The organism is Miniphocaeibacter halophilus, from assembly GCF_016458825.1.
GTDB lineage: Bacteria > Bacillota > Clostridia > Tissierellales > Peptoniphilaceae > Miniphocaeibacter > Miniphocaeibacter halophilus.
Window position 1 is genome coordinate 931,557 of sequence record NZ_CP066744.1, and the last position, 26,012, is coordinate 957,568.

At 29.2% G+C, this 26,012-nt stretch carries 30 protein-coding genes; 10 read left to right on the forward strand and 20 right to left on the reverse strand.

From position 1 onward, the window contains the following. Positions 1–43: 43 nt before the first annotated feature. Entirely contained in the window at positions 44–1,042 is a 999-nt protein-coding gene (locus JFY71_RS04565) for a S66 family peptidase (RefSeq protein ID WP_243661861.1), read from the reverse strand. A gap of 110 nt (positions 1,043–1,152) precedes the next feature. Here JFY71_RS04565 and pcp point away from each other — a divergent pair, with 110 nt between their 5' ends. From pcp to JFY71_RS04580, 3 genes are all read left to right on the forward strand, one after another. Continuing rightward, complete coding sequence (pcp, locus tag JFY71_RS04570) at positions 1,153–1,800, forward strand: pyroglutamyl-peptidase I (RefSeq protein WP_243661862.1); 648 nt, start codon at positions 1,153–1,155, stop codon at positions 1,798–1,800. Between the two features lie 111 nt (positions 1,801–1,911). Beyond that, complete coding sequence (locus tag JFY71_RS04575) at positions 1,912–2,550, forward strand: hypothetical protein (protein WP_243661863.1); 639 nt, start codon at positions 1,912–1,914, stop codon at positions 2,548–2,550. A gap of 31 nt (positions 2,551–2,581) precedes the next feature. After that, on the forward strand, positions 2,582–3,226 hold the full coding sequence (locus JFY71_RS04580) for a hypothetical protein (protein WP_243661864.1): 645 nt from the start codon (positions 2,582–2,584) through the stop codon (positions 3,224–3,226). A 126-nt stretch (positions 3,227–3,352) separates the two neighbouring features. Here JFY71_RS04580 and lpdD read toward each other — a convergent pair whose 3' ends face one another. Both lpdD and JFY71_RS04590 read right to left on the reverse strand, forming a co-directional pair. After that, positions 3,353–3,730 (reverse strand): prenylated flavin chaperone LpdD, encoded by a 378-nt coding sequence (lpdD, locus tag JFY71_RS04585; protein ID WP_243661865.1) that lies wholly within the window; start codon positions 3,728–3,730, stop codon positions 3,353–3,355. 13 nt (positions 3,731–3,743) lie between these two features. Further along, positions 3,744–4,304 carry a UbiX family flavin prenyltransferase gene (locus tag JFY71_RS04590; RefSeq protein ID WP_243661866.1) on the reverse strand — a complete coding sequence of 187 codons (561 nt, stop codon included), beginning with the start codon at positions 4,302–4,304 and terminating at the stop codon, positions 3,744–3,746. A gap of 219 nt (positions 4,305–4,523) precedes the next feature. Between JFY71_RS04590 and JFY71_RS04595 the strand changes: the two genes are divergently transcribed. Both JFY71_RS04595 and JFY71_RS04600 read left to right on the forward strand, forming a co-directional pair. Beyond that, positions 4,524–5,417, forward strand: coding sequence for a LysR family transcriptional regulator (locus tag JFY71_RS04595; RefSeq protein ID WP_243661867.1), 894 nt, complete (start codon positions 4,524–4,526; stop codon positions 5,415–5,417). Positions 5,418–5,428: 11 nt separating this feature from the next. After that, on the forward strand, positions 5,429–6,892 hold the full coding sequence (locus tag JFY71_RS04600; RefSeq protein ID WP_243661868.1) for a UbiD family decarboxylase: 1,464 nt from the start codon (positions 5,429–5,431) through the stop codon (positions 6,890–6,892). Positions 6,893–6,943: 51 nt separating this feature from the next. Here JFY71_RS04600 and JFY71_RS04605 read toward each other — a convergent pair whose 3' ends face one another. From JFY71_RS04605 to JFY71_RS04660, 12 genes are all read right to left on the reverse strand, one after another. Then, positions 6,944–7,315 (reverse strand): DsrE family protein, encoded by a 372-nt coding sequence (locus tag JFY71_RS04605; RefSeq protein WP_243661869.1) that lies wholly within the window; start codon positions 7,313–7,315, stop codon positions 6,944–6,946. Positions 7,316–7,537: 222 nt separating this feature from the next. Continuing rightward, on the reverse strand, positions 7,538–7,897 hold the full coding sequence (locus tag JFY71_RS04610; RefSeq protein WP_243661870.1) for a VOC family protein: 360 nt from the start codon (positions 7,895–7,897) through the stop codon (positions 7,538–7,540). Between the two features lie 79 nt (positions 7,898–7,976). After that, positions 7,977–8,939, reverse strand: a complete 963-nt coding sequence (locus JFY71_RS04615) for a P1 family peptidase (protein ID WP_243661871.1) — start codon at positions 8,937–8,939, stop codon at positions 7,977–7,979. Positions 8,940–9,416: 477 nt separating this feature from the next. Further along, complete coding sequence (locus JFY71_RS04620; RefSeq protein WP_243661872.1) at positions 9,417–10,322, reverse strand: haloacid dehalogenase-like hydrolase; 906 nt, start codon at positions 10,320–10,322, stop codon at positions 9,417–9,419. Between the two features lie 42 nt (positions 10,323–10,364). Then, entirely contained in the window at positions 10,365–10,871 is a 507-nt protein-coding gene (locus JFY71_RS04625; protein ID WP_243661873.1) for a GNAT family N-acetyltransferase, read from the reverse strand. A gap of 10 nt (positions 10,872–10,881) precedes the next feature. Then, positions 10,882–11,874, reverse strand: a complete 993-nt coding sequence (locus tag JFY71_RS04630) for a C45 family autoproteolytic acyltransferase/hydrolase (protein ID WP_243661874.1) — start codon at positions 11,872–11,874, stop codon at positions 10,882–10,884. A 94-nt stretch (positions 11,875–11,968) separates the two neighbouring features. Next, positions 11,969–12,955 carry an aldo/keto reductase gene (locus tag JFY71_RS04635; protein WP_243661875.1) on the reverse strand — a complete coding sequence of 329 codons (987 nt, stop codon included), beginning with the start codon at positions 12,953–12,955 and terminating at the stop codon, positions 11,969–11,971. A gap of 1 nt (position 12,956) precedes the next feature. Then, positions 12,957–13,565, reverse strand: a complete 609-nt coding sequence (locus JFY71_RS04640) for a sugar O-acetyltransferase (RefSeq protein WP_243661876.1) — start codon at positions 13,563–13,565, stop codon at positions 12,957–12,959. 166 nt (positions 13,566–13,731) lie between these two features. Then, on the reverse strand, positions 13,732–13,980 hold the full coding sequence (locus JFY71_RS04645) for a hypothetical protein (protein WP_243661877.1): 249 nt from the start codon (positions 13,978–13,980) through the stop codon (positions 13,732–13,734). A 30-nt stretch (positions 13,981–14,010) separates the two neighbouring features. Next, positions 14,011–14,229 carry a hypothetical protein gene (locus JFY71_RS04650; RefSeq protein ID WP_243661878.1) on the reverse strand — a complete coding sequence of 73 codons (219 nt, stop codon included), beginning with the start codon at positions 14,227–14,229 and terminating at the stop codon, positions 14,011–14,013. A 10-nt stretch (positions 14,230–14,239) separates the two neighbouring features. Beyond that, on the reverse strand, positions 14,240–14,833 hold the full coding sequence (locus JFY71_RS04655; RefSeq protein WP_243661879.1) for a TetR/AcrR family transcriptional regulator: 594 nt from the start codon (positions 14,831–14,833) through the stop codon (positions 14,240–14,242). Positions 14,834–15,035: 202 nt separating this feature from the next. After that, positions 15,036–16,175: a VanZ family protein gene (locus tag JFY71_RS04660; protein WP_243661880.1), complete on the reverse strand. Its 1,140-nt coding sequence runs from the start codon at positions 16,173–16,175 to the stop codon at positions 15,036–15,038. 145 nt (positions 16,176–16,320) lie between these two features. On the opposite strand from JFY71_RS04660, the gene JFY71_RS04665 reads away from it, so the two are divergent. Together JFY71_RS04665 and JFY71_RS04670 are read left to right on the forward strand one after the other, a co-directional pair. Further along, the gene (locus JFY71_RS04665; protein ID WP_243661881.1) at positions 16,321–16,863 is read left to right on the forward strand and encodes a biotin transporter BioY; all 543 of its coding nucleotides are present in this window, start codon (positions 16,321–16,323) and stop codon (positions 16,861–16,863) included. A gap of 10 nt (positions 16,864–16,873) precedes the next feature. Next, the gene (locus tag JFY71_RS04670) at positions 16,874–17,848 is read left to right on the forward strand and encodes a biotin--[acetyl-CoA-carboxylase] ligase (RefSeq protein ID WP_243661882.1); all 975 of its coding nucleotides are present in this window, start codon (positions 16,874–16,876) and stop codon (positions 17,846–17,848) included. A 10-nt stretch (positions 17,849–17,858) separates the two neighbouring features. Here JFY71_RS04670 and JFY71_RS04675 read toward each other — a convergent pair whose 3' ends face one another. Then, on the reverse strand, positions 17,859–19,130 hold the full coding sequence (locus tag JFY71_RS04675; RefSeq protein WP_338041872.1) for a dihydroorotase: 1,272 nt from the start codon (positions 19,128–19,130) through the stop codon (positions 17,859–17,861). Positions 19,131–19,194: 64 nt separating this feature from the next. On the opposite strand from JFY71_RS04675, the gene JFY71_RS04680 reads away from it, so the two are divergent. Beyond that, positions 19,195–19,722, forward strand: coding sequence for a GNAT family N-acetyltransferase (locus tag JFY71_RS04680; RefSeq protein ID WP_243661883.1), 528 nt, complete (start codon positions 19,195–19,197; stop codon positions 19,720–19,722). Between the two features lie 303 nt (positions 19,723–20,025). Continuing rightward, complete coding sequence (locus JFY71_RS04685) at positions 20,026–20,535, forward strand: GNAT family N-acetyltransferase (protein WP_243661884.1); 510 nt, start codon at positions 20,026–20,028, stop codon at positions 20,533–20,535. A gap of 136 nt (positions 20,536–20,671) precedes the next feature. Here the strand turns inward: JFY71_RS04685 and JFY71_RS12090 are convergent, their stop codons facing one another. From JFY71_RS12090 to JFY71_RS04700, 3 genes are all read right to left on the reverse strand, one after another. Continuing rightward, complete coding sequence (locus tag JFY71_RS12090; RefSeq protein WP_275955197.1) at positions 20,672–21,514, reverse strand: patatin-like phospholipase family protein; 843 nt, start codon at positions 21,512–21,514, stop codon at positions 20,672–20,674. A 96-nt stretch (positions 21,515–21,610) separates the two neighbouring features. Further along, positions 21,611–22,183 carry a hypothetical protein gene (locus JFY71_RS04695; RefSeq protein ID WP_243661885.1) on the reverse strand — a complete coding sequence of 191 codons (573 nt, stop codon included), beginning with the start codon at positions 22,181–22,183 and terminating at the stop codon, positions 21,611–21,613. Between the two features lie 79 nt (positions 22,184–22,262). Next, a complete protein-coding gene (locus tag JFY71_RS04700) occupies positions 22,263–23,993 on the reverse strand; it encodes a cell wall-binding repeat-containing protein (protein ID WP_243661886.1) in 1,731 nt (576 codons plus the stop codon). A 157-nt stretch (positions 23,994–24,150) separates the two neighbouring features. On the opposite strand from JFY71_RS04700, the gene JFY71_RS04705 reads away from it, so the two are divergent. Beyond that, positions 24,151–24,726, forward strand: a complete 576-nt coding sequence (locus JFY71_RS04705) for a manganese efflux pump MntP (protein WP_243661887.1) — start codon at positions 24,151–24,153, stop codon at positions 24,724–24,726. A 372-nt stretch (positions 24,727–25,098) separates the two neighbouring features. On the opposite strand, the gene JFY71_RS04710 is transcribed toward JFY71_RS04705, so the two are convergent. Next, positions 25,099–25,998, reverse strand: a complete 900-nt coding sequence (locus tag JFY71_RS04710; protein ID WP_243661888.1) for an abortive infection family protein — start codon at positions 25,996–25,998, stop codon at positions 25,099–25,101. Between the last annotated feature and the right edge of the window lie 14 nt (positions 25,999–26,012).

Consider the following 26,012-nt stretch of genomic DNA (forward strand, 5'->3'; position numbering starts at 1 on the left):
TTACTAAGGTAATTTATTTCTAGTTACTTTTGTCACTTTCTCTTTAATCTATATATTTTTCCAGTAGTTCTACTTTTTGCCTATCGGCATCTAACCTAACCTTTACACCTATTGGCATTGTTAACATAGGATGGGTGTGGCTACAGTCAAATTCTGCTAAAATTGGTATATTTGTATGGCCTATTACCTCTTTTAAAACTTCATAGTGCTTTCTATCTGATTCTTTATTGTCAAATAGTTCATGTTTGCCTAAAATTATTCCACCTATTTTATCGAAAACTCCATTTATCTTTAAATGAGCAAAGCTTCTTTCGACTGTACCAATATCCTTTAAAGAATCCTCTATTAAGAGAATATCTCCCTTTTCTATTTCCGGCATATAGGGACTACCCCAAATTCCTAACATGGTATTTAAATTTCCACCAATAAGCCTACCTTCTGCAACTCCCGGATTTAATGTAAGTAATTTATTTTCTATTTTCTTTTTACTTCTATTTTGCCTTTCCCAATCTATATATTCCTCAGTCCAATAACTAGGTGTTGGCATTTCATAGGGTAATTCTTTTTCATCTACTAATATATTTTTAAAATATTCGTAGGTTAAGTCTACAAATGGTGACAATTCTCCAAAAGAGGCTATTAAGGCAGGGCCATAAAAAGTAGTAAGTCCAATTTTTGCATAAATCCCCAATAAAATTGCTGTTACATCAGAATAACCTATAATTATTTTAGGATTATTTCTTAAAGCCTCGTAATCAATATAGGGTAAAAGGGAATTGGAATTTAACCCTCCAATAGTGGCCATTATACATTTTACTTCTTTATTTCTAATTAATTCGTTTAGCTCTTCTGTCCTTTCCTTAATACTGCCTGAACGATAATAATCATATTTTCCTGTAAGCTTCCCGTCTAGCACCTTAAATCCCTTTGACTCTAAAAACTTCTTTCCTCTTTCAAATCTTTTTGGTGTTAAATAGGTAAAGGGAGACGAAGGCGAAAAAATTCCAATAGTGTCCCCTTGTTTAAGTTTTTCTGGTAACATATTTACCTCCTAGTGTTTTCCAATTATTATAACATATGTTAATTGTTTTTTATTTTTATAATTGTAATTCATTTTATTTAGTTATAATATTATTTATATAGGAGGGATTTATGAAAGTATTAATAACAGGATTTGACCCCTTTGGAGGGGAAGAAATCAACCCGGCATTTGAAGCCATTAAACTGCTTCCTAATAAAATTGTAGATGCTGAAATAATAAAATTAGAAGTTCCTACAATTTTTAACGATTCCATAAAGGTTTTAGAAGATGCAATAAGAAAGAATATGCCGGATATAGTTATATGTGTAGGACAGGCAGGAGGAAGATTTACAATATCCCCAGAAAGAGTTGCCATTAACTTAAATGATGCTGTAATTCCTGACAATAAGGGGCAGCAGCCTGTAGATGAAAAGATTTTTAAAGATGGAGAAAATGCTTACTTTACAAGCTTACCTGTAAAAGCAATGGTTAAAAACATGAAAAAGAACCATATTCCCGCATCAATTTCCTATAGTGCCGGAACCTATGTATGCAACAATCTAATGTATGGACTACTTTACCTTTTAAATACCATACCTGAATTCAAGAAAATCAAAGGTGGCTTTATTCATGTTCCCTATTCAACAGAACAAATTCTCTATAAGGTAAATACACCGTCCCTGTCCCTAATACAAATTGCTGAAGGCTTGGAAATTTGCATTGAAACAGCTGTAAGGACAAAAGAGGATATTACTACAATTGGTGGAACAATACATTAAAAACATTCTAAATAATATTATATTTTCCAATTATTAAATTATCTCAATACTGTTAGGATTATGTTATCTTTTATAAAAATCACTATGATATAATTTTCCTAGGAGGCTTGTATGAAAAAAAAATTAAAAATAATTGGATTAATAGCTTTATTTATAGCTACCCTACTCATTATCTTCTTGGTATTTATGTATTTTTCTTTTAGACCAACACAAGATAATAAAAGAAATATATCCTCCACTAATGTTTATATGAGTGGTAAAGTAGGAGATGATGAAAGAACTCCTATTATATATAGTTACAAAGAAAGTGAGTTTAACAATTTTTCCAAGGAGGAAAAGGAAAAAATTTTCGATAAAATTGGTGGAAAGGTAGAAGGTGATATTCCCGCTATATATTTAGATGGGGATAATAAAATATACATGAACTTTTTTAAAGATGACAAAATTATAAAACCTGATAATTTACCTGTAATAAAAATAAAGGCCTATCCTTCATACTATGATAGTCCTGAAACAAGATTGGATTTTGAAGATAATTTTGTCCAAGAAGATGATTACTACACTTATGCTTTTAAAAGATACCATAATCAATATGAAAAATATATTCTTGAACACATTGAAATAGAGGTACTCTATGAAGTAGATAAGGAAAAATATATTTCACTGCTTTCAATAAATAACTTAAATACCGATGATGGTACTGATTTTTTTGAAAATGAAAAACTATCAGAGCCAATTCCAGCTGAATAAGAATTTATATATTATAAATGGAGGTTATAGAATGAATTTAAAAGAATATGAAAAAGAAAATGCAAGAATTTTACCGCAGTTAAAAAATGAATATAAGAAGGAATATTTTAAAATTTATAATTATATAGATTTTGACGATAGTTTCAATCTTAGAAAAGTTATTACTGAAAATACTATATTGAAAAAACTTTTAAATTTTCAAGAAAAAGGAAAAGATGTAAATAATGAAGAAGTGTCGTCTTTCTTAAATAATAGTATAGGAATATATAAAAACACTCCTAAAATAGATTATAAATATAGGATTTTGACTTTAATAAAATTTTTTTCCTTAATCCTTCTAGCTATATCCCTAGCCTCTCTTACTATTAACCTATCAAATGACAATGATATAATTAAAAGTGGAGTTAGACTTTATTTAATATATTGGTTTGTTTCATTATTTATAGTACATTCAATCACAAAGAAATTTACACCTTTGAAAATTAAAAAAAATACTCTAGGTGTAATACTGTTTGTCATTCCACTTGCCCTGGAAAGCTTTTTAGATATAATTTTTCCCTTAAATATATTTATAGATTTTTATGTTTTTATAGGAATTACAATTGTTTCTTTAATAACTTTCTTTGTGTCCAAACACTACTCTAAAAAAGAATGTACTAGCCTATATAGTAACTAATAATAAAAGAAAAGCTAATGATTTAGATATTTAAAATCATTAGCTTTTCTGTTAATAAAATGGTTTTATTTCTTAAATTTAAAATAATCTTAATAAAAATTTAATTTTATACTACTATAATATTGGCTATGCTTTGTTAATCTTATCCTTTATTAATTTTATAAATTCATCTAACAGCTTATTATTATTGTCCATTAATATTTCAATATCTTTTGAGGTAGCGTCGTCTATATGTATTCCTACTATTGCTACTGTTACTCTATTTATAATTTTACTGGTATTTTTTGCCCATTCTCTAGCTATCATATCCTCTTTATGATATGGAATAGCCACTGTAGTCGCATCTGATGAGATTGCTCCTTTTTTATTTAGGCTCTCTCTTGGTAGTCCTACTGATATAGCTCCAATGTGATGTTTTTCTCCACCTTGTATAAATATTACTAAATCCTCACCTATTAATTTTGTTTTACAGGTTATTTTATATTTTCCTACTCCTTTTTCCAATATAAAATCCACTTTACATACCCTTCCATCTTTTGAATTTATCGTATTTTATTCCAAGTTGCCATAAAACCTTTCCTACAATATGGTCCATTTGCTCATCTAAGGTATTACTATTATTATAAAAAGTAAGCATTGGTGGAATTATTGTTACTCCAAGCTCTGCTAGATATTTCATATTTCTTAAATGAATTACACTTAACGGCGTTTCTCTAGGGACTATTATAAGCTTTCTTCTTTCTTTCAATGAAACATCTGCTGCTCTTAAAATTAAGTTTTCAGCATAACCGGAAGCAATTCCTGCTAAAGTTTTCATTGAGCATGGAATAATAACCATTCCATTAAAATCATTTGAACCGCTGGCTATACTGGCTGATAAATCATTATTGTCATATACAAAATCAGCAAATTTATATACATTTTCATAATCTAATGATGTTTCATATTTAAAATTTTCTTTGGCATTTTTAGATAAAATCAAATGAACTTCAACTTCTTCAATTTTATTCAAAAATTCTAAAATTTTATAGGCTAAGGCCACACCGCTAGCTCCTGTCACTCCTACTATAATTTTCATAAATATCTCCTATTTATTAAATTCTTTAATGGTAAATAATTCTATTTGATATTAGAATTAAAATAAGCAATATAATTGCAAATAAATAATATCAGCTATTATTTATAGCAACAATTTCTTTTTGGAATAACCTTTTGCTAAAATAGAATTGATATACAACTTTATTTTTTATACACTTTAGCTAAACAAATAAGCTAAAGTTTCTAAGGAGGTAATTAATTGAATACTGACCAACTGGAATACTTCTTAGCTATTGTAAAATATAAAAGCTTTACAAAAGCTGCCAATGAAATGTTTATTTCTCAATCATCGCTATCTAAAAAAATCAAGGCATTAGAAAATGAACTAGGCCTTGAGTTACTAAATAGAGGAAAATCCATAATAGAATTAACTCATGCCGGAAAAGAGGTATACGACTTTGCACAATCTTTTTTCAAGGAATACAATAAATTAAATAAATCTTTAGACCAATATAGGGCCGTCTCTGAAACTTATATTCGTTTTGCTTCTATTCCAATACTATCTTATTATGGAACCAGTTCTTTATTAGCAAAGTTTAGCAGTGAAAATTTAGATAAAAAAATATATTTCAATATTATTGAAATGAACCAAGAATATGTAATGCAGGCTTTAAATAATGATGAAGTTGATATTGCTCTTATTCGAGATAATTCCAATTTAGTGTTGTCCAATTATAATTTTATAAATTATTATGAAGATGAATTTTTGTTAGTTTGTAATAAAAATCATGAACTAGCCCATAAAAATACTGTTAGCTATGAGGAAATAGTAAAATATCCATTTATTCTCATGGATAAAACTTCTACATTAAATGATATTATTATTAATGAGCTGGAAAGAAGAAATTTGAAGCTAAACATTAAAAATATAGTTTCAAGACATAATCTTATATTAGAAATGATTTCTAAGGATATTGGTATTAGTCTTTTACCAAAAAAATTATTGGAAACAAGTAACATTAATAATATTGTTAGTATACCTTTAGAAAAACCTTTGAAAAATAAGCTTATTCTTTTGATAAAAAACAATAAAAATCATACAGCTACTACAAAAAGATTTTGGCAATTTTGTAAAGAAAATATCAAAGATTAGGAAGTGAATTTATGAATTTTAAAATCAATGATTTAAGAACATCTATCGAATATTTGAAAACATTTCCGAATCAAATATTGGAAACAGATGTAGAAGTTGATCCTTTTGCTGAAATATCGGGAATATATAGATACGTTGGAGCCGGCGGTACGGTAAAAAGACCTACAAAATTAGGTCCTGCTATGATTTTTAACAATGTTAAGGGACACGAAAATTCCAAAGTATTAATAGGACTTTTAGCTAGTCGGGAAAGAGTTGGCTTATTGTTAAATGAAAAACCTGAAAAACTTGGTTTTTTATTAAAAGAATCTCTAAATAATCCAATAGATCCTATTGCCGTATCCAATAATGAGGCTAAATGCCAAGAAGTTGTTCACTTAGCTTCTGATAGTGGATTTGATATTAGAAAACTTATTCCTGCACCAACTAATACTGAAGAAGATGCCGGTCCATATATAACAATGGGGATGTGTTACGGAACTAATCCTATAAATGGATTGTCCGATATAACCATACATAGGTTATGTTTACAAAGTAAAGATGAAATTTCCATGTATTTTGTTCCAGGTAGACATTTAGATGCTTTAAGAATGATGTATGAAAAAGACAATAAGCCTATGCCTATATCCATAAGTATAGGAGTTGATCCTGCCATAGAAATTGCTTCTTGTTTTGAACCTCCAACAACTCCCTTAGGTTTTAATGAGCTTTCAATTGCCGGCGGATTAAGAAACGAACCTGTAAAATTAGTAAATTGTTTAACTGTAAATGAAAAGGCTATAGCTAATGCAGAATACGTAATTGAAGGAGAATTAATTCCAAATAGAAGAATTAGAGAAGATATAAATACAAACACCGGAAAGGCCATGCCGGAATTTCCGGGATATACTGGTTCAAGCAAGCCGGAGCTACCTGTAATAAAAGTTAAAGCCGTTACCCATAGAAAAAATCCAATAATGCAATCATGTATTGGCCCTTCTGAAGAACATGTAAACATGGCCGGAATTCCTACTGAAGCCTCTATTTTAATTTTACTGGAAAAAGCTTTACCCGGAAATATAAAGAATGTATATGCCCATCCTTCCGGTGGAGGTAAATATATGGCTATTATCCAGTTTATAAAAAGAAGTCCTTCTGATGAAGGTAAACATAGACAAGCTGCTTTACTTGCCTTTACAGCATTTTCAGAATTGAAGCATGTAATTTTAGTAGATGAAGATGTGGATATTTTTGACTCAAATGACGTACTGTGGGCTATGAATACAAGATTTCAAGGAGATAAAGATATAATTACCATTCCCGGAGTAAGTTGTCATCCCTTAGATCCTTCCCAAACACCGGAATATAGCAATTCAATTTCTCAAGTTGGAATATCCTGTAAAACCATATTTGATTGTACAGTGCCCTTCCATTTAAAAGACAAATTTCAAAGAAGTGTTTTTAAAGAAGTCGATATAAAAAAATGGATTAAGTAACTAATAAACAAAAGCTAATGATTTAAACATATTAAATCATTAGCTTTTTTATTAATTTAATTGTAAGGATTTTTTAGCTTCCATTATTGCATCTACTACATAGTCTGCATTAATAATTTCAGCACCTTCTACTAGACTATCTTCAGCTACTCCATTATGTTTCATACAAGCTGAACATACTTTTATTTTTCCACCAGCTTCTAAAAATGCCGGTAATAATTCTTTAATAGGTTTAAACGGTTCACCTATATCTATTTTTTCAGCATATCCCTTTGAAGCTAAATGAACTGCATCTGAAAGAAGTAGTAATTCTACATCATATCCCTTTTGTGCTGCAGTAAGCCCCATTGTAAAAGCAATTGTAACATTGTTTGAATCCCTTTCATGAGCCGTTAAGGTTACAACTAAATCTATATTATGCATAAAATCCCTCCTAGTTTTCTATTCATAAAATAGATACCCTTGGAAGGTGTTGATAAACATTATTATTCTATGGAGTTTTATATAATGCTAATTTCTTCCAGTCTCTGTAAAACAATAAATCAGAGAAAAAATTATTTTAAACTTTCTGTATTCTCATTTCCTAAAAATAAATTAATCCATTTAGAAATATAAAAATTATCATATGATGGCTTTATATTTCAATTATTTTTCTTCGATTAACTGAATTTTATAATTGTTCGGATCATTGATAAAGCAAAACTTAACATTTTCCATAGGAGATATTATTTTAGATATTTCTATACCTAATTTCTCTAATTCATTAATTGTTTTATCTAAATTCTCTACTCCTAATCCTATTGAAACCCCTTCTCCAAAATTTACAAATCTTCTATCCTTTTGTTCTATTAATTCTATTTTAGGCTTATTCACATCTCCCATCATAGCTATTTTATTAGCACCGGCGCTAAATTTACTATAAATTGGTAAATTTAAAACTTCATTATAAAATTTAATACTCTCATCTAAATTCTTAACTAATAATGTAATCCATTTTAATTTCATAATTCCTCCTAGTAGTTCCTCAAATTCATCTCTCAATACAATGAATTCAAATCTCTAATTTGATTTTACAATCCGTCTTTTACAAATCATTATAAGAAATAAATCCCTTTACCGACTTAGCAGCATATATACTATTGGCAACAGCTCTTGCTATAGCTTGACTGGCCAAGGCGCCAACAAGACTAACGTCTGTTTTTATCTCCCCTGTTGCTAAGGTGAAAATAGTATCTCCATCATTTAGGGTATGAACGGGAAATATACTATTACCATATCCATTATGGGCCATTGATGAAATTTTCATACATTCTGCTTTGTTAAAAATTCCATTAGTAGCTACTACTGATATAGTAGTGTTGGTCATTTTAGAAAATCCAACTCCTTGGTTTACTACTTCCTTATAAATCTCCATAGTATTTTTGAATTTCTTTGTATTTTTATCGTAGCAACCTGCTATTTGAACATTTTTCTCATAGTCGAAAATATCTCCAAAGGCATTGCAAATTGTTAAGGCTGAAACTACTAGCTCTCCTGCTTTTATAGTTGCTGAACCCAGTCCGGACTTCATTGTAAAATCCATTCCTAAGATTTTACCAACAGTTGCCCCTGTTCCTCCTCCAATATTTCCCTGTCTATTTTCTTTTTCACTTGCATTTTCACAAGCTGAGTAACCCATTTCTAAATTAGGTCTTATTTTGGGATTGCCGCAGGCTAAATCAAAAATCACCGCTGCAGGAACTATAGGAACTTTCCCGACTCCAACATCAAGACCTATGTTTTTTTCCTCTAAGTACTTCATAACGCCTGAAGCTGAATCAAGTCCATAGGCTGAGCCACCTGAAAGAACAAGTCCGTGAATGTTCTCAACAAAATTTTCAGGTTTTAATAAATCCGTTTCCCTTGTACCAGGTGCTCCTCCTCTAACATCTACACCGCAAACAGTTTTTTCCGGTGGAAGTATAACTGTAACACCTGTTAAATTTTCGTAGTCGGAATAATGTCCAACCTTTATTCCCTTAATATCTGTTAAATATCCTGAATACATATTTTTCTCCCTTATGACCTAACACAGCTTTCGTTTTTTGAAAGCTGTCTAGGTCAAATGCAACCTGTTTCCCAAGAGCTTTTTCCATTGGTTGAAACAGTCTGCTCTACTATTAATATTTTTATTTAACTAGCTTTATAACTATAACTCAATTTTTCATAAACTATTTCCTAACACAGCTTTCGTTTTTTGAAAGCTGTCTAGGTCAAATGCAACCTATTTCCCAAGAGCTTTGTAATTGGCTGAAACAGTCTGCTCTACTCTTAATATTTTATTTAACTAGCTTTATAACTATAACTCAATTTTTCATAAACTATTTCCTAACACAGCTTTCGTTTTTTGAAAGCTGTCTAAGTCAAATGCAACCTGTTTCCCAAGAGCTTTGCCATTGGTTGAAACAGTCTGCTCTACTATTAATATTTTTATTTAACTAGCTTTTTGTATCTTTATAGTAAAAATAACTGTATATAAAATTTTTTATGTTAAATGCTTTGGTGAATCGCCAATGGATTCTTCCAATTTTTTCTTAGAATTATCTATAATTCTATTTGCAAATTCTTCTATTTTATTAATAATCCACATACTTGCCGTACTGTTAGTTTCGTAATTAGCCTCTGCAAACATGTCGACTCTACCATCTTTTCTTAAATTTTCCACTTGTCTAAAAGCATCTTTATTTCCCCTAGGATAAACTGCAAAAGTTGCTCCACCATTTTTCTTCATTAAGGAAAAAGCCGGTACATCACTGGGCCCATCTGCAATATAGATCATATTCTTAAATTGAATTCTTCGCAATTCTTCCGGCATTTTAGAATTTACATCAATATTATCTACAAAGCCTACACCCTTATTAATTTCAAAGAGAGCCCTTGTTTTTGTAGTATTGTCTAGTGTGTATCCTATTTCTGCCAAAATATTATTCTTTTCAATAATTTCACAGCCCCAAATTTCCTTAGTGTACTTCATAAGACTGCAACCTTTAACTATTTCCTTAAAACCTGTACTTATAATATAATTTTCAATGGAAATACCATATTCTTTCCAAGTGGAATTTTCTTCTAAATTAGGTAGGTTTACAATTTGTTTAAAAAAACTCTCAACACCCGGATAAAAATTAAGCTTCTCCCCTAATTTCCTTAACTTATTGTTATTTAAACCGGCAAATTTTCCACCTTCTTGGGATTCTCTAATAAATTTATTTAAGTAAATGGTCTCCTTATTAACATTAACCCCTTGTTCATTATAAATTTCTTTCGGCATTTTATTAACTTCATCCCAAAATTTTTTACTGTCAACTCCATATTCATTGAAAATCGGTTCTTGCATATATCCATCTACTAAGGTTTTATCAAAATCCCATATTACTGCAATTATATTAGACATAGTCACCTCCAATTAAAATAAATACTTCTAACTATACTACTATTATAGTATTTTTTCATATAGCACGTTGTCTAACCAAATCCCATTTATTAAAATATACTTTTCATAAATTCCAACTTTCCGAAAGCCATTTTTCTCCAAAACTCTTTGAGATGGAATATTTTCTGAAGAAGTTCCTGCTTCCAGCCTATGTAATTTATGTTTTTTTCTTGCTAAGTCTACTACTAAAGAAACTCCCTTAGTTCCATACCCCTTACCTTGAATATTCTTTCCTAACCGGTATCCAAGCTCTCCCTTATTTAATGGCCTTCTAATTATTTGTGAGATATTTATTCTGCCAATAACATGACAATTATCCATTAACAAATAATAATAACCTAAATCTCTTATTTGTTCATCTATTAAGCCATAGGATGATAATAAAAAATTTTCATATTCATAATATTCTTTTTTTCTTGGAAATCCAATTTCTGCAAAATATTTTTTATTATCCACTTCAAATTTATATAATTTATCTAAATTGTTTCTATTTATTAACTCTACATGCATAATCTTCCTCTTATTTAAATTCAATTCTCCTATCCTTTTTAAATTTTTTCCTACTAGGATTTCCCTCACATCTATAAATTTCTTTTCTCTTTACATCATAAATTGAAGACCAAATTGTATCCATGCCTAATTTTCTATTGTATTGACATAAAAATCCCCTATTTCCCTTAAGTAAATCAACTAAATCATCGACTCTATACCTGCTATAATCCTGATTATTTAAGGTTTCATATCTTCTATGGGAGTATATATCATCTACTGCTTTATGTTTATATTTTTCCATAGCTTCACTAGCAAAGTGATTGGTCCTGTATAAAGCCATGTCTTCACCCTTATTATATACAATATATTTTTTCTTTGGATTTGATTCTATTAAGGCCAGTTTACCATATTTGTCAGCAATTATAATATTTTGAGAAGAACCTATGGGAACTTCTTCTAAAAAGTCTACAGCTTCTTCAACAGTTTTACATTTTTCCAATAAATACCTAATAATAAAACCTGCATTAAATCCATAATCCTTCACAGTCGGATAGACAAAAGTAAGGCCGCAAGCTAGTCCATGCTCATTTATTCCATCTTCTATTTGAATCATGGCAGTTGTATTTCCAACAAAGGAATATCCCTCATTTAAATTATAAAAGGCACTGTCAGTAAGTTTTTCCAAGGCAATATTAAAGTCCGAATTTCTAGCTAAAATTATTTCATCTTCGTTTTTAATTCCTATTATTGAACAAAAATTTTCATAGGTGAAGATATACATAGTTGTTAAAAATGAAAATACCTTAATAAACTCTTCCTCTAATCCCTTAGAAAACCCATCTATTTCCTCAACTATTTCAGGATAAAATCTCTCATAGTATTGTAAAACCCTTTTTCCATAGTCTATTTTTTCATAAGTTACTCTTTTTCCCAACTTTAAATCTACCTTGTTTTTATATAGTTTTTGGCCGTATTTAAATCCGGCTTCATAATGATTTCCCTTCCACCTTGAATGATACATTTACTCACCTCTTCTTCATTGTCTTTTAATAAAAAATTTATGTCAATGAAATAATATTCAATATAAAAAAGCCGGTATAAATACCGACTTCTTTTTAAATATTCTCAAAGGGTTTTATTATTTCTTCTATTTTCCTATTGGTTTCTTCATCTATTTCCCAATCTAAACATCCTAAATTAATATTTAGTTGCTCTACTGATGAAACACCTGCAATTACACTGGTTATTTCTTCTTTTTGTCTTAACCAATTTAAAGAAAGTTGAACTAAAGGCTTGTTTAATTCCTTAGCAATTTCATTTAATTTCTCCACTGCTTCTAAATACCTTGGATAGATATTGTTATCAGTTAATTTTGGATTACCATAACGCTCATCATTTTTAGAATAGTATCTTCCTTCTTCTAAAAAACGTCCTGCTAAAAGACCTTGGAATAAAGGAATAAATGGGAAAAATGCTTGTCCATATTTTCTTACTATTGGAAAGATTTCTTTTTCTGTCCTATATTCCAACTTATGATTCCTATAATCTATGGTATTTCTCTCTAACATATTGTAAAGATTTTGTTGACTGTCTATTCCAACTAATTCCATCATTTTTTTTGAATCTTTCGCTGAAAAATTACTTAATCCTACATATTTAGTTTTCCCGGACTCTTTTAATATTTTTAATGCTTCTGCCGTTTCTTCCAACGGGGTACTATGGTCCGGCCAATGAAGATGAACTAGGTCTACATAATCTGTTTTTAATCTTTTAAGATTTCTTTCCATCTCCCATAAAATACTGTCTTTTTTTAGATTATAGGATGAAGATTTCCCTGTTTTGTCCCAAACTCTTCCTACCTTTGTAGCTAAAAACACCTTGTCTCGTTTTCCTTTTAAGGCCTTTCCTACAATCTCCTCTGAAACCCCATTTCCATAAAGAGGTGCCGTGTCTATCATATTTATTCCCTTGTCTACAGCTGTATGGATAATTTTAATATATTCATTTTCATCCCAATTATCCCAAGTTCCACCAAATCTCCAAGTTCCTAGTCCTATTACCGAAAGTTCTTCTGAAATTCTCTTAGTTTTTTTGTAAATCATTTTACACATCCCCTATATCGAATTCTCTGTTTTTAAAATAGTATTTCCTGTCCTCTTCTGTTACTTTTCGAATAATCCTAGCAGAATTTCCTGCAGCAATTACATTGTCCGGTATGTCCTTTGTTATTACGGAACCGGAACCTATTACTACATTATTACCTATTTTTATACCTGGATTTATTACTACATTACCGCCTAGCCATACATTATTACCTATTTCTATGGATATTCCATATTCATACCCGGTATTTCTATTTTCCGGATGTATAGGATGTCCTGCTGTATATATAGCCACATTTGGTCCAAACATAACATTATCTCCAATTTTTACTTCAGCAACATCGAGTATTGTTAAATTAAAATTGGAATAAAAATTCTCACCTATACTTATATTACAACCATAGTCACAATAGAAAGGAGGTGTTATTTTAAAATTCTCTCCTGTTTTTTTAAATAATGTTTTAATTATATTTTCCCTGTATATTTTATCGTGAGGTAATGATCTGTTAAATTCAAATATTTTCTTTTGTGCATAATTATATTTTTTTCTTAATCCTTCATCTTCAGCAATGTATGGTAAGCCATTTACCATTCTTTCTTCCATATTCATATATTCCTCCAAATTTCCATATCTTACAATACTATATATTTTATCAAATATAGGTGGTCTTTTATATGTAAAATAAAATATGTTAAAAAAATAATTGAATCTTAAATATAAATACATTTTTATAGATAAAACTTTTTATCTGAAAATAAGGGTAAATTTCTATTTACTAATCAAAATTTTTTAATTGGGAGCCAACAACACAAGCCCCTAAAAGACTAAGTCCGCCTAATATTGCAATTTTTTTGTAAGGTGTAACCACTCCTGCAACAATACAGGCAGCCCCTGTAGTTATATTTAATAGCTGAGTAGCTTTTAACTGCCTTTTACTAGGCCTTGGAAATTTTATATTTACACCTAAAGCGCTATTTGCCTTGTCACACGAAGTATCCATAATATTAAACATTTTTTCCATCATAATTTTCCTCTTTTCATATTTTCAATCAGTTTAAATTAAATAATTAACAACTGTTGTAGATAATGCTCCTACAAAGAATAGACCGGACAAGCTAAAACAAATTATATATTTAGTCTTACTTATTGACTGTGTTTTAAACATCCATATACCTATTATTAGTAAAATAATTCCTAATATTATATTTATTGTTATGGATATAGGTGCAGTACTTTTTAACATCTTTATAATGCTATTAAATAAATCTTTCATATTTCCTCCCTTAAATAAAAATATCCTCTACTAGATTTTGAACCATAAATTTAAAGGCTGCTTCAAAATCACAGGATTTAGATAGCATCTCCTTTGAGGAAACTGTCGATAATAATATACTAAAAACAGAAAAAGCTACTTCTTCAGAGCATTTTAGTTTTAATTTTGCATGGTTAATGGCTTGTCTAAAGAAATCACTATTGTCACTTTCAAGTTTTGTTTTTTCTTCTATTGATAATTTATTATAAAAGGCTTGAAAATCTATGGCCTTTGTATCATACAGAAAAGGCTTACTTTCATATTCAAAATACAAATTCTCCAAAGCTTCTGCAAATCCTCCCTTTGATGGAGTATTCTTTACATCCTTAATAAATTTTTCATTTACCTTAAATTGTACTTCTTGTAATGTTTCAAAAAATAATTTCTCCTTTGATGAATATAGATTATAAAATGACCCTGTTGAAATATTGGCATATTTGCAAAATTCACTTATGCTTGTTTCCTTATAACCTCGTTCTACCCAAAAGGTTGAACAAATTTTACGTAATTTTGCTTTTAACTTCCTCTTATCATCTGAAGTAAAATTTTTCCGACTAGTTGTCAATTGAATTCCTCCTTTCGAAATATTATATATGAATATTCACATAATATATTCATATATAATCCTATACGATATTTAAATATTGTCAAGTAAAGCTTTATGCTTTAAATAAATCCTTAAAGTTAAATAAAAAAGCTAGAAAGCCCTACGGCTTTCTAGCTTTACTAGTTTGAAAAATTCAATTTTTACTGAGCATTTTTAAAGCTTATTCCTCAATTATAACCTTTGTCTTTGTAATTTTATCATATATTATTAAATCCTTTTTCTTTATTCCTGCCATAATAATGGATATTATATAAACTACAAAAAACACCATAAAAATCAATTCTAGAATTCCATTAATTCCAAGTGTAATATTAGATGAGTTGGAAGTTATATTAAATTTATCCAATATTTCATCATATCTCCATAGTAAAATCAATATAATATTTCTTGTTATTATTTGTCTTTTTTTAGGATAGTTAGAATCCTTGTCCAATAATCGAATTTTTAATATTTCCATTCCAAAAGTATTTCCGTCTTTAATAATTGGAATAAGAATAAATACAATAATATAGGAAAATATCCTTACTAGATTCTGTAATAGCTCTCCTTCTACATTTATTCTTAAGACAAAGTATAAAAACAGTCCTATGGTAAATATGGAAATGGAATATATTATATTTACTATGAAAAAATCCACTATTAATGCAACAGCCCTTCTTATTATGCCTGCCCTTTCACCTAATTTATAAATTTTTTTCTCCTTCTCTAAACTAGGTAATAATCTACTTATAATTGGAGTTATTGCATATCCTAATCCGGCTCCTAAGGTATTTACTATTACATCATCAATATCTGCATATCTGTAAGCTTTAGGATAAATTCCATAAATACCTGTATATTGAGTTATTTCATAAAAACAACTAAGTAAACAACCAAATAAAATTGTCTTCCAAAAGGACACCTTAAAATATTTTCTTAAATAAACTCCAAAGGGTACTGTTAATAAAACATTAAATGCAACTGTGTAAAAACTTGATGATTTTAATGCCGGTATCCATGTACTTCTATCTGCTAAACTAAAATTAGTTCTTTCTAAAAATGTTTCTACAAATAGAAAAGGCTTTAAATTCGGTTCAATATCGGGCATTTGTGCAACTGCATCAAATGAAGGTAAGGGCAATAATGTCATAAACCATGCAGTAATCATATATAATATAAAGGAAAAAAGAACTATATTCCTTCTTACCATTATTCCATCGTATTTTCTATATTGAAAAATAGCTATAGGTATTATTAGAATATAAATTATTATTAAAGACACTACTATACCGCTAACTATTGGTGTAAAATAAACTTCCATTTAAATCTCCTTTTAATTATATTATTATATAATTTTATACTCTATTTTTTTATAATGCAATTTACGAACAGTCAACCTAACTTATTTTATAGTTGACTATATGGTTTTTTATTGGTATACTTTTAAAAAAACTGGAGATATTAATATGAAAATAAAATTAAAAACAAGAGATTTAACCTACATATCCATCTTTATTGCAATTATTGCAATCTGTTCTTGGATTTCCATTCCAATGACAATTCCTTTTACCCTACAAACTTTTGCTATTTTTATTACTATAGGTCTTTTAGGAACTTTTAAAAGTTTTATAGCTATATTACTATATGTTTTTTTAGGAGCTATAGGCCTACCTATTTTTTCTAATTTTACCGGCGGCCTTGGAATATTATTTGGACCTACTGGTGGGTATATTTTAGGATTTTTATTTACATCTGTTATTACAGGTAAATTAATAGATTTACTTCCTAAGAAAAATATTTTTTTAATAATAGCAATGTTAACAGGACTACTAACCTGTTATTTTTTAGGAACTATTTGGTTTGTTTTAGTATATACAAATAGCTCTGGAAGTATTTCAATATATAGGGCCCTGTCCCTTTGCGTATTTCCATTTATTATTCCCGATTTGGTTAAAATCGGTCTAGCTAGTATAATAATTAATAAATTAAAGGGAAAAATAAATTTATAAGGAGAAAATTTTGACTGTTAAAGAAAATGTTCTTTTGTTTTTAGAAAATAATAAGGGTAAGTTTATATCCGGTAATCTTTTAGCTAATAAATTAGATGTAAGTAGAAATGCAATTTGGAAAGCCATAAATTCTTTAAGAGAGGAAGGATATGAAATTGACTCTGTAAAAAACAAAGGTTATTGTTTATTGGAAGAGAACTTTATTTTGTCTAAACAGAGTATAGGTAGATATTTAAATACTTATAATTTGGATATTGAAGTTAATAAAACCCTAGATTCTACTAATGATTTTTTAAAAAAATATGCTAAAAAAAACTCTAAGGAAGGTAAAATAATTATAGCTGAAGAGCAGACTCAAGGTAAGGGTAGACTAGGCAAATCCTTTTACTCCCCTGCAAATTCAGGAATTTATCTTAGTATTTTATTAAAGCCAAATTTACACGCTAGTCAGGCCTTGTATATAACTACCTGTGCTGCAGTAGCCGTATCAAAGGCCATTGACAAAATTTCAGGTGAAAATTCCCAAATAAAATGGGTTAATGATATTTTTTTAAACAATAAAAAGGTTTGTGGAATTTTAACAGAAGCCTCTTTTGATTTAGAAGGTGGCTCCATGGATTATGCAATTTTAGGAATAGGTTTAAATTTAACTAGGCCTTCCGATGATTTTCCAGAGGATATAAGGGATATTGCAGGATATATTTTCCATAATGACAATTTACCAAAGGATTATAAAAACAAGGTAATTGCTGAAATAATAAATAATTTTTTTGAATATTACCCAACAATAGAAAACAAGGAATTTTTAAAGGACTATAAAAAAAGATCCTTGATTTTAAATAAGCCTATTTATATTTTTAGAGGGGCTAAGACTGAAGAAGCTACAGCTTTAGATATTGACAATGAATTTAGGTTAAAGGTTTTAAAGAAAAACGGCGAAATTGAATACCTTTCTTCCGGAGAGGTCAGTATAAGAAAAAAATAAGGCATCTGCCTTATTTTTCATCTTTATAGACTATTTTCCCATTACAGATTGTATATTTTATTTTTCCAGTTAGCTTTTCACCAATATAGGGAGAATTACTTGACTTAGATGCAAATTCTTTCACTATCCATTGTTCCTTGTCATCAAAAATTACAATGTCGGCCTTGGAGCCTTCTTTTAAATAGCCTGAATCCAATTTATAAAGTTTTGCTGGGTTTATTGTCATTTTCTCAATTAATTCCATTAAAGTTAAATGACCTTTTTCTACTAAATATTTTATTCCTACTGCTAAGGAAGTTTCCAGCCCTATAAGTCCACTTGGAGCCTTGGTAATATCCTTAGCTTTTTCTTCTTCACTATGAGGGGCATGGTCTGTAACTATCATGTCTATTGTCTTATCCTTAAGGCCTTTAATTATTTCTTCTATATCTTCTGCTGTTCTTAGTGGCGGATTTAATTTTGCAACAGTTCCCTTTTTAATTACTTCCTTATCTGTTAAAGAAAAATGTTGAGGCGTTACTTCCCCTGTTACATTAGCACCTATTTTTTTAGCAAATCTTACTACTTCTACAGCCTCTTTTGAACTTAAGTGTTGCATATGAACTTTTGCTCCTGTATCCAAGGCTAACATACTATCTCTAGCTACCATTGAACTTTCTGAAACCCTTGAAGCTCCTTTAATTCCTAATTCTTTTGAAGCTTCTCCTTCATTTACTCCAGGATAGCCTATTAAACTAGGATCTTCTTCATGTAAGCTTAAAACTACATCTAATTCCTTTGCCTTTACCATAGCCTTATGGAGAAAACCTGCGTTCATAATTGGAATTCCGTCGTCACTAAAACCAACAACTCCCAGCTTTAAAAGTTTTCCCATGTCCACAAGTTCTTTTCCCTTTAAACCCTTACTTATAGTTGCTACGGTTTTAACATTTACTGGGCATTTTTTAGCCTTTTCTAAAAATTCTCTTAATGTTTCTTCATTGTCTATTACAGGATTTGTATTTGCCATACAAACAACAGTAGTAAAGCCACCTTTTGCAGCTGCTGCAGAACCGGTAAAAAGGTCTTCTTTATAAGTTAAACCCGGGTCACGAAAATGAACATGAACATCAATAAGCCCTGGTGCAACTACCTTATCTGTAGCATCAATTATTAAGTCATATTCCTTTTCATTGTTGACTTTTCCAATATATTTAACTCTGTCCTCATCGATTACAATATCTACTACTTCTTCTATATTTGACTTTGGATCTATTAGTTTACCGTTTTTTATTAAAATCATAAGTTTATCCTTTCCCTATTTTATTACTATTATTTTATCATGAATATGATACAATACTTCTATTATGAATATTAAAAATATTATTATTAGACAAGAAAATAAAAAAGACTATAACAATATATATAACCTGGTTAAAAAATCCTTTAAAACTGCTCCTTTATCCGATGGAAAAGAACATATATTAGTTAACTCCCTAAGGGACAGCAAGGCATACATTCCCAAGCTATCCTTAGTTGCAGAATATAATAAGGAAATAGTCGGCTACATTATGTTTACAAAAGTAGGACTTGGAAATAAAAATGCCCTTGCCTTAGCACCATTGGCTGTAGCACCTGGATATCAAAATTTAGGAATTGGGAAATCCTTAATTGAAGAAGGCCATAAATTAGCCATAGAATTAAACTACGAATATTGCCTTGTACTTGGAAGTGAAAACTATTATCCTAAATTCGGCTATATTCCTGCGTCAAAATTAGGAATAAAATCGCCTTTTAATGTGCCAGATGAAAATTTTATGGTAGTGGATTTTCTTAAGCAAAACATAAAAATTAATGAAACTGTAAAATATCCAAAAGAGTTTTTTGAATTATAAAACTCTTAATATACTAATAAAATCCTTAAATTATTTTAAATGGGCTTACTTATAATTAGTTTTATATTAGCCCTTTTATTTCTAATTATCATTTCCCTAAATCATATTTTTATCAATTACACTATCTACTATTTTTTATATTTAACTCTTAGTCTGTGATTTTATTGGCTTTGTTAAAGTTATATTATCTATCTATTTTTTATTTATTATATATTATATTTTTATTATAATTAAAATATTTTTTAATGTTATAATAGTAATAATTCCTGCAATTATATAAAAAATTAAAAAGGGGTAATAAAATTGATTATTCGACAAGAAAACAATAACGATTATAAAAATATTTATGATTTAATAAAATTTACATTTGAAAAGGCTTCTTATCGTCAAGGTAATGAACATAAATTAGTAAATTCATTAAGACAGGGTAAATCTTATATACCTGAACTATCTTTAGTGGCGGAAATTAATAATAAAATTGCCGGCTATATACTTTTTACTAAAGCAAAAATTGGCAATAAGAAAATTTTAAATTTAGCACCTATTGTTGTACATCCTGACTTTCAAAAGCAGGGAATCGGTAAAGCTTTAATTGAGAAAGGCCATGAAATAGCAAAAAGTTTAGATTATACTTTTATAACAGTAGTAGGATATAAAGATTATTTTCCTAAATTTGGATACTTACCGGCATCATATTTTGGAGTTAATCCACCTTTTTTTATACCAGATGATGTTTTTATGGCTATAGATTTAGATAATAGTACAACTATCTTAAAAGACTATATTGAACTTGCAGATGAGTTTTTTGAGTAGCTAATTTAAACTTCTTATAAATAGAAACACCTTGAAATATTAGTCAAATAACTAATTTTCAAAGTGTTTTTAATATGTCTAAATATAATTAATATTCTAAAATAATTCTTAAATAAAATACAGGTATACTATAATTTTAATTATTTAAAAATCTTTCTATTTTTTCACCAACATCATAACCCATTTCATAAAGCCTATTTAATTCTTCTTTTTTCTTTGATAAGGTATCAACTCCAAAATTATCTGTTGGCGCTAGAATTAAAACCTTATTTTTTAATTTTTCATCGGTTAATATGTGGTTTAAAACCCCATTATATTTATTTGCCCTGTTATAAATAGCCCTAACTGTTTCAGGGTATTTTTTTAATACTATCTTTGACATTTTATCGGATTTTCTTAATGATTTTTTAAAGTTTTTTGGTCTGGACAATACTATTATAACTTTCTCACACCCGTCTTCTAATGCCTTTCTTATTGGTATTGGATCAGCTATTCCACCGTCGTAATATCTTTTTCCATCTCTTACAAAGGGCTTACTTACTATTGGAATTGTACTTGATGCCTTACAAAGCCAATAATCATTTCTTTTCATTTCCTTTTTATTAAAATATACAGGACTTCCTGTTTCCGCATCTGTTGCAACTACATTTAAATCCGTTTTGGAATTTATAAAAGTATCATAATCTAAGGGATTTTCTCCATCTTCATTAGATAAAACAGAGTAGGGATAGTCTAAGTCACAGTATTCCCCCTTTCTTAGAAAATTCCTAATACTCATATATTCTTTTCTAAATACATAGTCAATATAAAAGGTATAATTTCTTCCCCTTTGCCTTGCTGTATAGGTTGTTAAATTTCCACTTCCAGCAGATACTCCTAGTGCATAATCGAAATATATTTTTTTATCTAGGCAATAATCTAAAACCCCGGCACTATAAATAGCCTTCATTCCTCCGCCAACATCAATTATTCCTATCATTTAATCTTCTCCAAATTAATAAATTTTTTTATGTATCCTATTATATAATAAAAAACTGTAATTTAAAAAGCATTTGATTAAATCAAATGCTTTTTCCTACTCTATAACTGACATTATAGCGTTATAAACTTCTGTCCATTGCTCTTGTGTTACTATTCTATCGTCTAATCTTTCATCGCCATCATCATCTGTTCTACTATATAATTCCAGCATAGCAGAATCACCGTTAATTAATCCTACTGCATAATCATTTAGTTTTGGAAATATTTCTTTAAATCTCAATACTTCACTTTCTTTTCCTCTTGTTAGCCAATCAGCTGTATATTGTTTTATTTCATCTATATTAATATTCATCTCTGCTAGTTCAGAAATCCAGTCTTCTGCTAAATCAACTAATTCTAATTCATCATTTACTTCATCATTATCAATATCGCCAGTATCTTCCAATAGATCAAGCAAATCTTCAATATCGTCATTTGTCATTTTACCTGTTACATTATTAGATACTGTAGGATTTGTTTCCAAGGGCTTGGTTTCAACAATATCCGTTTGTTTTTCTGTTGCTGCAGTTTCTTCTGGCTTTTTACTTTCCTTTCCTTTACAGCCTACTAAAGCTATGGCTAAGATTGTTACAAGAGCTAATATTTTTATTTTTTTATTCTTTATCATTTTATTCACCTCGTATATATTATACTATACATTATATAATATAGGTTTTAAAATATCATTCTTAATAATTTTGTAACTTTTATTTTACATATCTTTCATTAGGATTTTTATCGAAATAATCTATAAAATCATACATTCCATAGCCATCAACACCAATTCTAGTACCAGGAATTCTTGAAACTAAATTATAGTTTGACTTGTTAGGATAATAATCCGGAGCCCATCCTCCTATGCCAATTGCAATATTATTATATTTAATTCCATTAAATGTACCACTAATTAACCTCTTGTATTCCCTTCCACTAAAAACACTGCTAAAAGGTATTGCAAATGTGTTAACTTCATAATCTTCCGGTAGATATTTTTCCAAATTAGATTTTTGTATTGCTATTTCTTCTTCAATTTTTCTAGGATTTTCTTTTAAATTCGCATGATTTTTTGTATGATTTCCTATATCCATTCCACTTTCTATCATTAGTTTGAATTTATATTCAATATATTCTTTTTGTCCAAATGGAATTTCTCCACTAACAAAAAATGTTGCATAAGGATTAAAAAACTCTAACTTACCTTCTAATTCCTTTAAAATTGCATAGGATGAATTAGGGTCAATTTCACCATTATCCAAAATATTAAATTTATTCTTGTTACCATCGTCAAATGTTATAACATAGGGAGTGTAGCCACTAGGTATATTTATTTCGCCCCTCATATAATCTTTTAGGGACACCGGTAAATAACCTTTCTTGTATAAATTTAAAATATCATATTTAAATCCTTCCGGAGTTCTTTGGTACCTATGCTCTTTATCTCCTACATCATGATAGGTAAATATCATAACCTTACCACTTGTATTTGACTTCATCGGCTCAGGTAAAACTGCATTTTCAAAATTATAGTCTATACTACCAATAATTTGATCCTCTAAATATTTTGGTAATAACTTCTCTCCACCCATAAAAATTATATTATTTGGAGACAAACTTCCAATATATTCTATAATTTCTCGAGAAAATCCTTCCTTATCCGACAATAGTATTGGTTTTCCAATGGAAGAAGCTACTAAAGCATCTGCATATTCTATTCCACTACTAATTAGGATTTCATTATTTTCTTTTCCTAAATATTTCATAACAGCTAAAGACGTTGCATATCTGTCAGGGCCATAGATTAATTCCCCGTTAAATTCTTTTAAGTTCAAAGATTTTAAAGAGCCAACAGCATATTTAGCCCTATTTAAATAATTATTTTCACCATTTACTAAAAGTATTGGTTTCTTTAACTCCTTAGCTAAATAACTAGCTGACAAAGCATCCGGATAGTTGTTTCCTCCCGCTATTATTATATTCTCTTCCTCTACTCCACTTATTTCCTCATATTTTTCTAAAACTTTTTCACTTGTTTCATAACGATCTTTTCCTGCTAGTATTTCATAATCAATATTTAAAGTTTTAATTAAACTCTCTTTAATTTTACTTTCCCCACCGACTATGTATACTTTATCGGCTCCTAATCTTCCTATTTCTTCTCTTACTTCATTGGATATATTGTTATTTTCCACTAATAAAATAGGTGCCTTTAATATTTGAGCTAATGCTCCACTTGAAATAGCATCGGGAAAATCCTGACCACTTGTAATAACCGCAAATTCAGAACTAGAAAAATTCTTTCTAGAAAACTCTACCGATGTTAAATATCTATTATCACCACTAATTCTCCTTATTTCTGTAAATTCTTCATTTGCACTAGATTTTAATCCTGTAAATAAAAGAGTAATTACAGATATTAAAATAAACAAAATTCTTTTCATTTTTTCATATACCTCCTTAACACAACCTATATATTGTAACTTATTTAAATAAATATACAAATACAATTTCTTATCTTTCCCTGCCATATATTGACTACAACCTGTCTTCGTGATAATATCAACACACTATTCTTTTATATTATTAAGGAGAGATATTATGAGTTTTGGTGCGATACTTTTATTAGGTGTAGGAGTATCTGCAGATGCTTTTGCTGTAGCTGTCTGCAAAGGTTTAAGTTTGAAAAAATTCTCAACTAAATTTGCCTTGATTATTGCTTTATTCTTCGGTGGTTTTCAAGCTATGATGACATTTATTGGATGGGCCTTGGCAAGTCAATTTAGTCATATTTTAGAAAGTATAGACCATTGGATTGCATTTATATTACTTGCAATTTTAGGTGGTAAAATGCTATACGAATCTTTTCAAACAGAAGAAGATTGTGGATGTCATAAAGATGATTTGAAAATAGATATTAGAGAAATGCTTATGCTTTCAATTGCAACTAGTATCGACGCTTTAGCTGTTGGAATATCCTTAGCTTTTGCTGGAATAGCAATATTTTTACCAACTATTACAATTGGTATAACAACATTTCTATTTTCCTTTCTAGCAGTTATAGTAGGCTTTAAATTTGGATCTATTTTTCAAAAATACGCAGAAATTTCCGGCGGAATAATACTTATACTAATAGGAGTTAAAATCCTACTTGACCATACAGTGTTTATGACCTAACAGAAATCTTTGATTTCGTTGTAGGTCAGCAGATCCTTGTAACCAAATATAAAATTTGGGCAATGAGTTGCATAGAACCTGTTAGCAAATCAAGATTAGAACTAGGTTCTTAAGATACAGTCTTGTCCAAAACTTGTTTTGGTTAACAAAGTTGTTTTATGACCTAACAGAAATCTTTGATTTCTAACGCTTAAATTTAAATATCAGTAAAGAAAAAAAGTAGCTATAAGGCTCATTGAATTAGGGATTTTAGAAAAACTGATTTGATGAGTCTTTAGGTGGCAAAGTGAAAGGCTATGAGTTTAAACTCATAGCCTTTTTGATGTCTTATGGTTTAATTATAAGACTAAAATTTGCACAGTATTCTATATATTATAATTGTTTAGAATGCATTGATAGAATAAAATCTGCCATAGCAATTGAAGAATTGACAAAAAGCAATGCATGATAGTTATCAATATTAATTCTTGCAGAACCTACTCCATGGGAATCACTATTTTTATTTCTCATTTCAGATATAGCGGTAATAATACTACTCAATCCTGATAATAGTGTGTTAATTCTTTTATCCATATTTTTATCTGTATGCATATTATATAATTCTCGAACTTGTTTATAAAGCTTTTGGATATTACCACTTGAGTCTGGAACTATATTTTTCTTTTCTATCACATAACAAAATACTTCTTCTAGTAATGTTCTAGATTTAGTAATGGCACTATCATAGTTTCCATTATTAATATCAGTCAATGTTCTAGAAGAAATACTTTTAATATAATCTCTGTCAATAGTTTTTATTTCAGGAGTATTAATAAATATCTCTGTATCTGTTGATTTTATAATGTAATTATCTCCAACTTTAACTAATTCATTATTCCCAAAATATAAAATACCATTAATTTTATCTATGGCTGCATTAATAGTCTCATTGTAGCAGTAGCTTATATCTTCAACAGACTGATTGCTTAACAAACTAGAAAAAGCTTCTTTTCTAAAGATATAAGCTAATAATTGTGAACAATTGTTGTTGTTTATACAATGATCTATCAAATTTGATAAATACTGCCATCTGCTTAATGCTCCACCACTCCAACCATATTCCACAGGAAACCCAAATCTTTTAGAAATGTTGCATAAGACTGGTCCACTTAAATAAGGCATTTTTAACTCTATTAAAGTTCCATCTGATAAAGTATAATCCCCCAAGTTAGTGTCACCATTTAATATTCCTAAAATTGATTTATCCTTTAATAAACAATACTTGCTATTCATTTCAGCCCTCTACA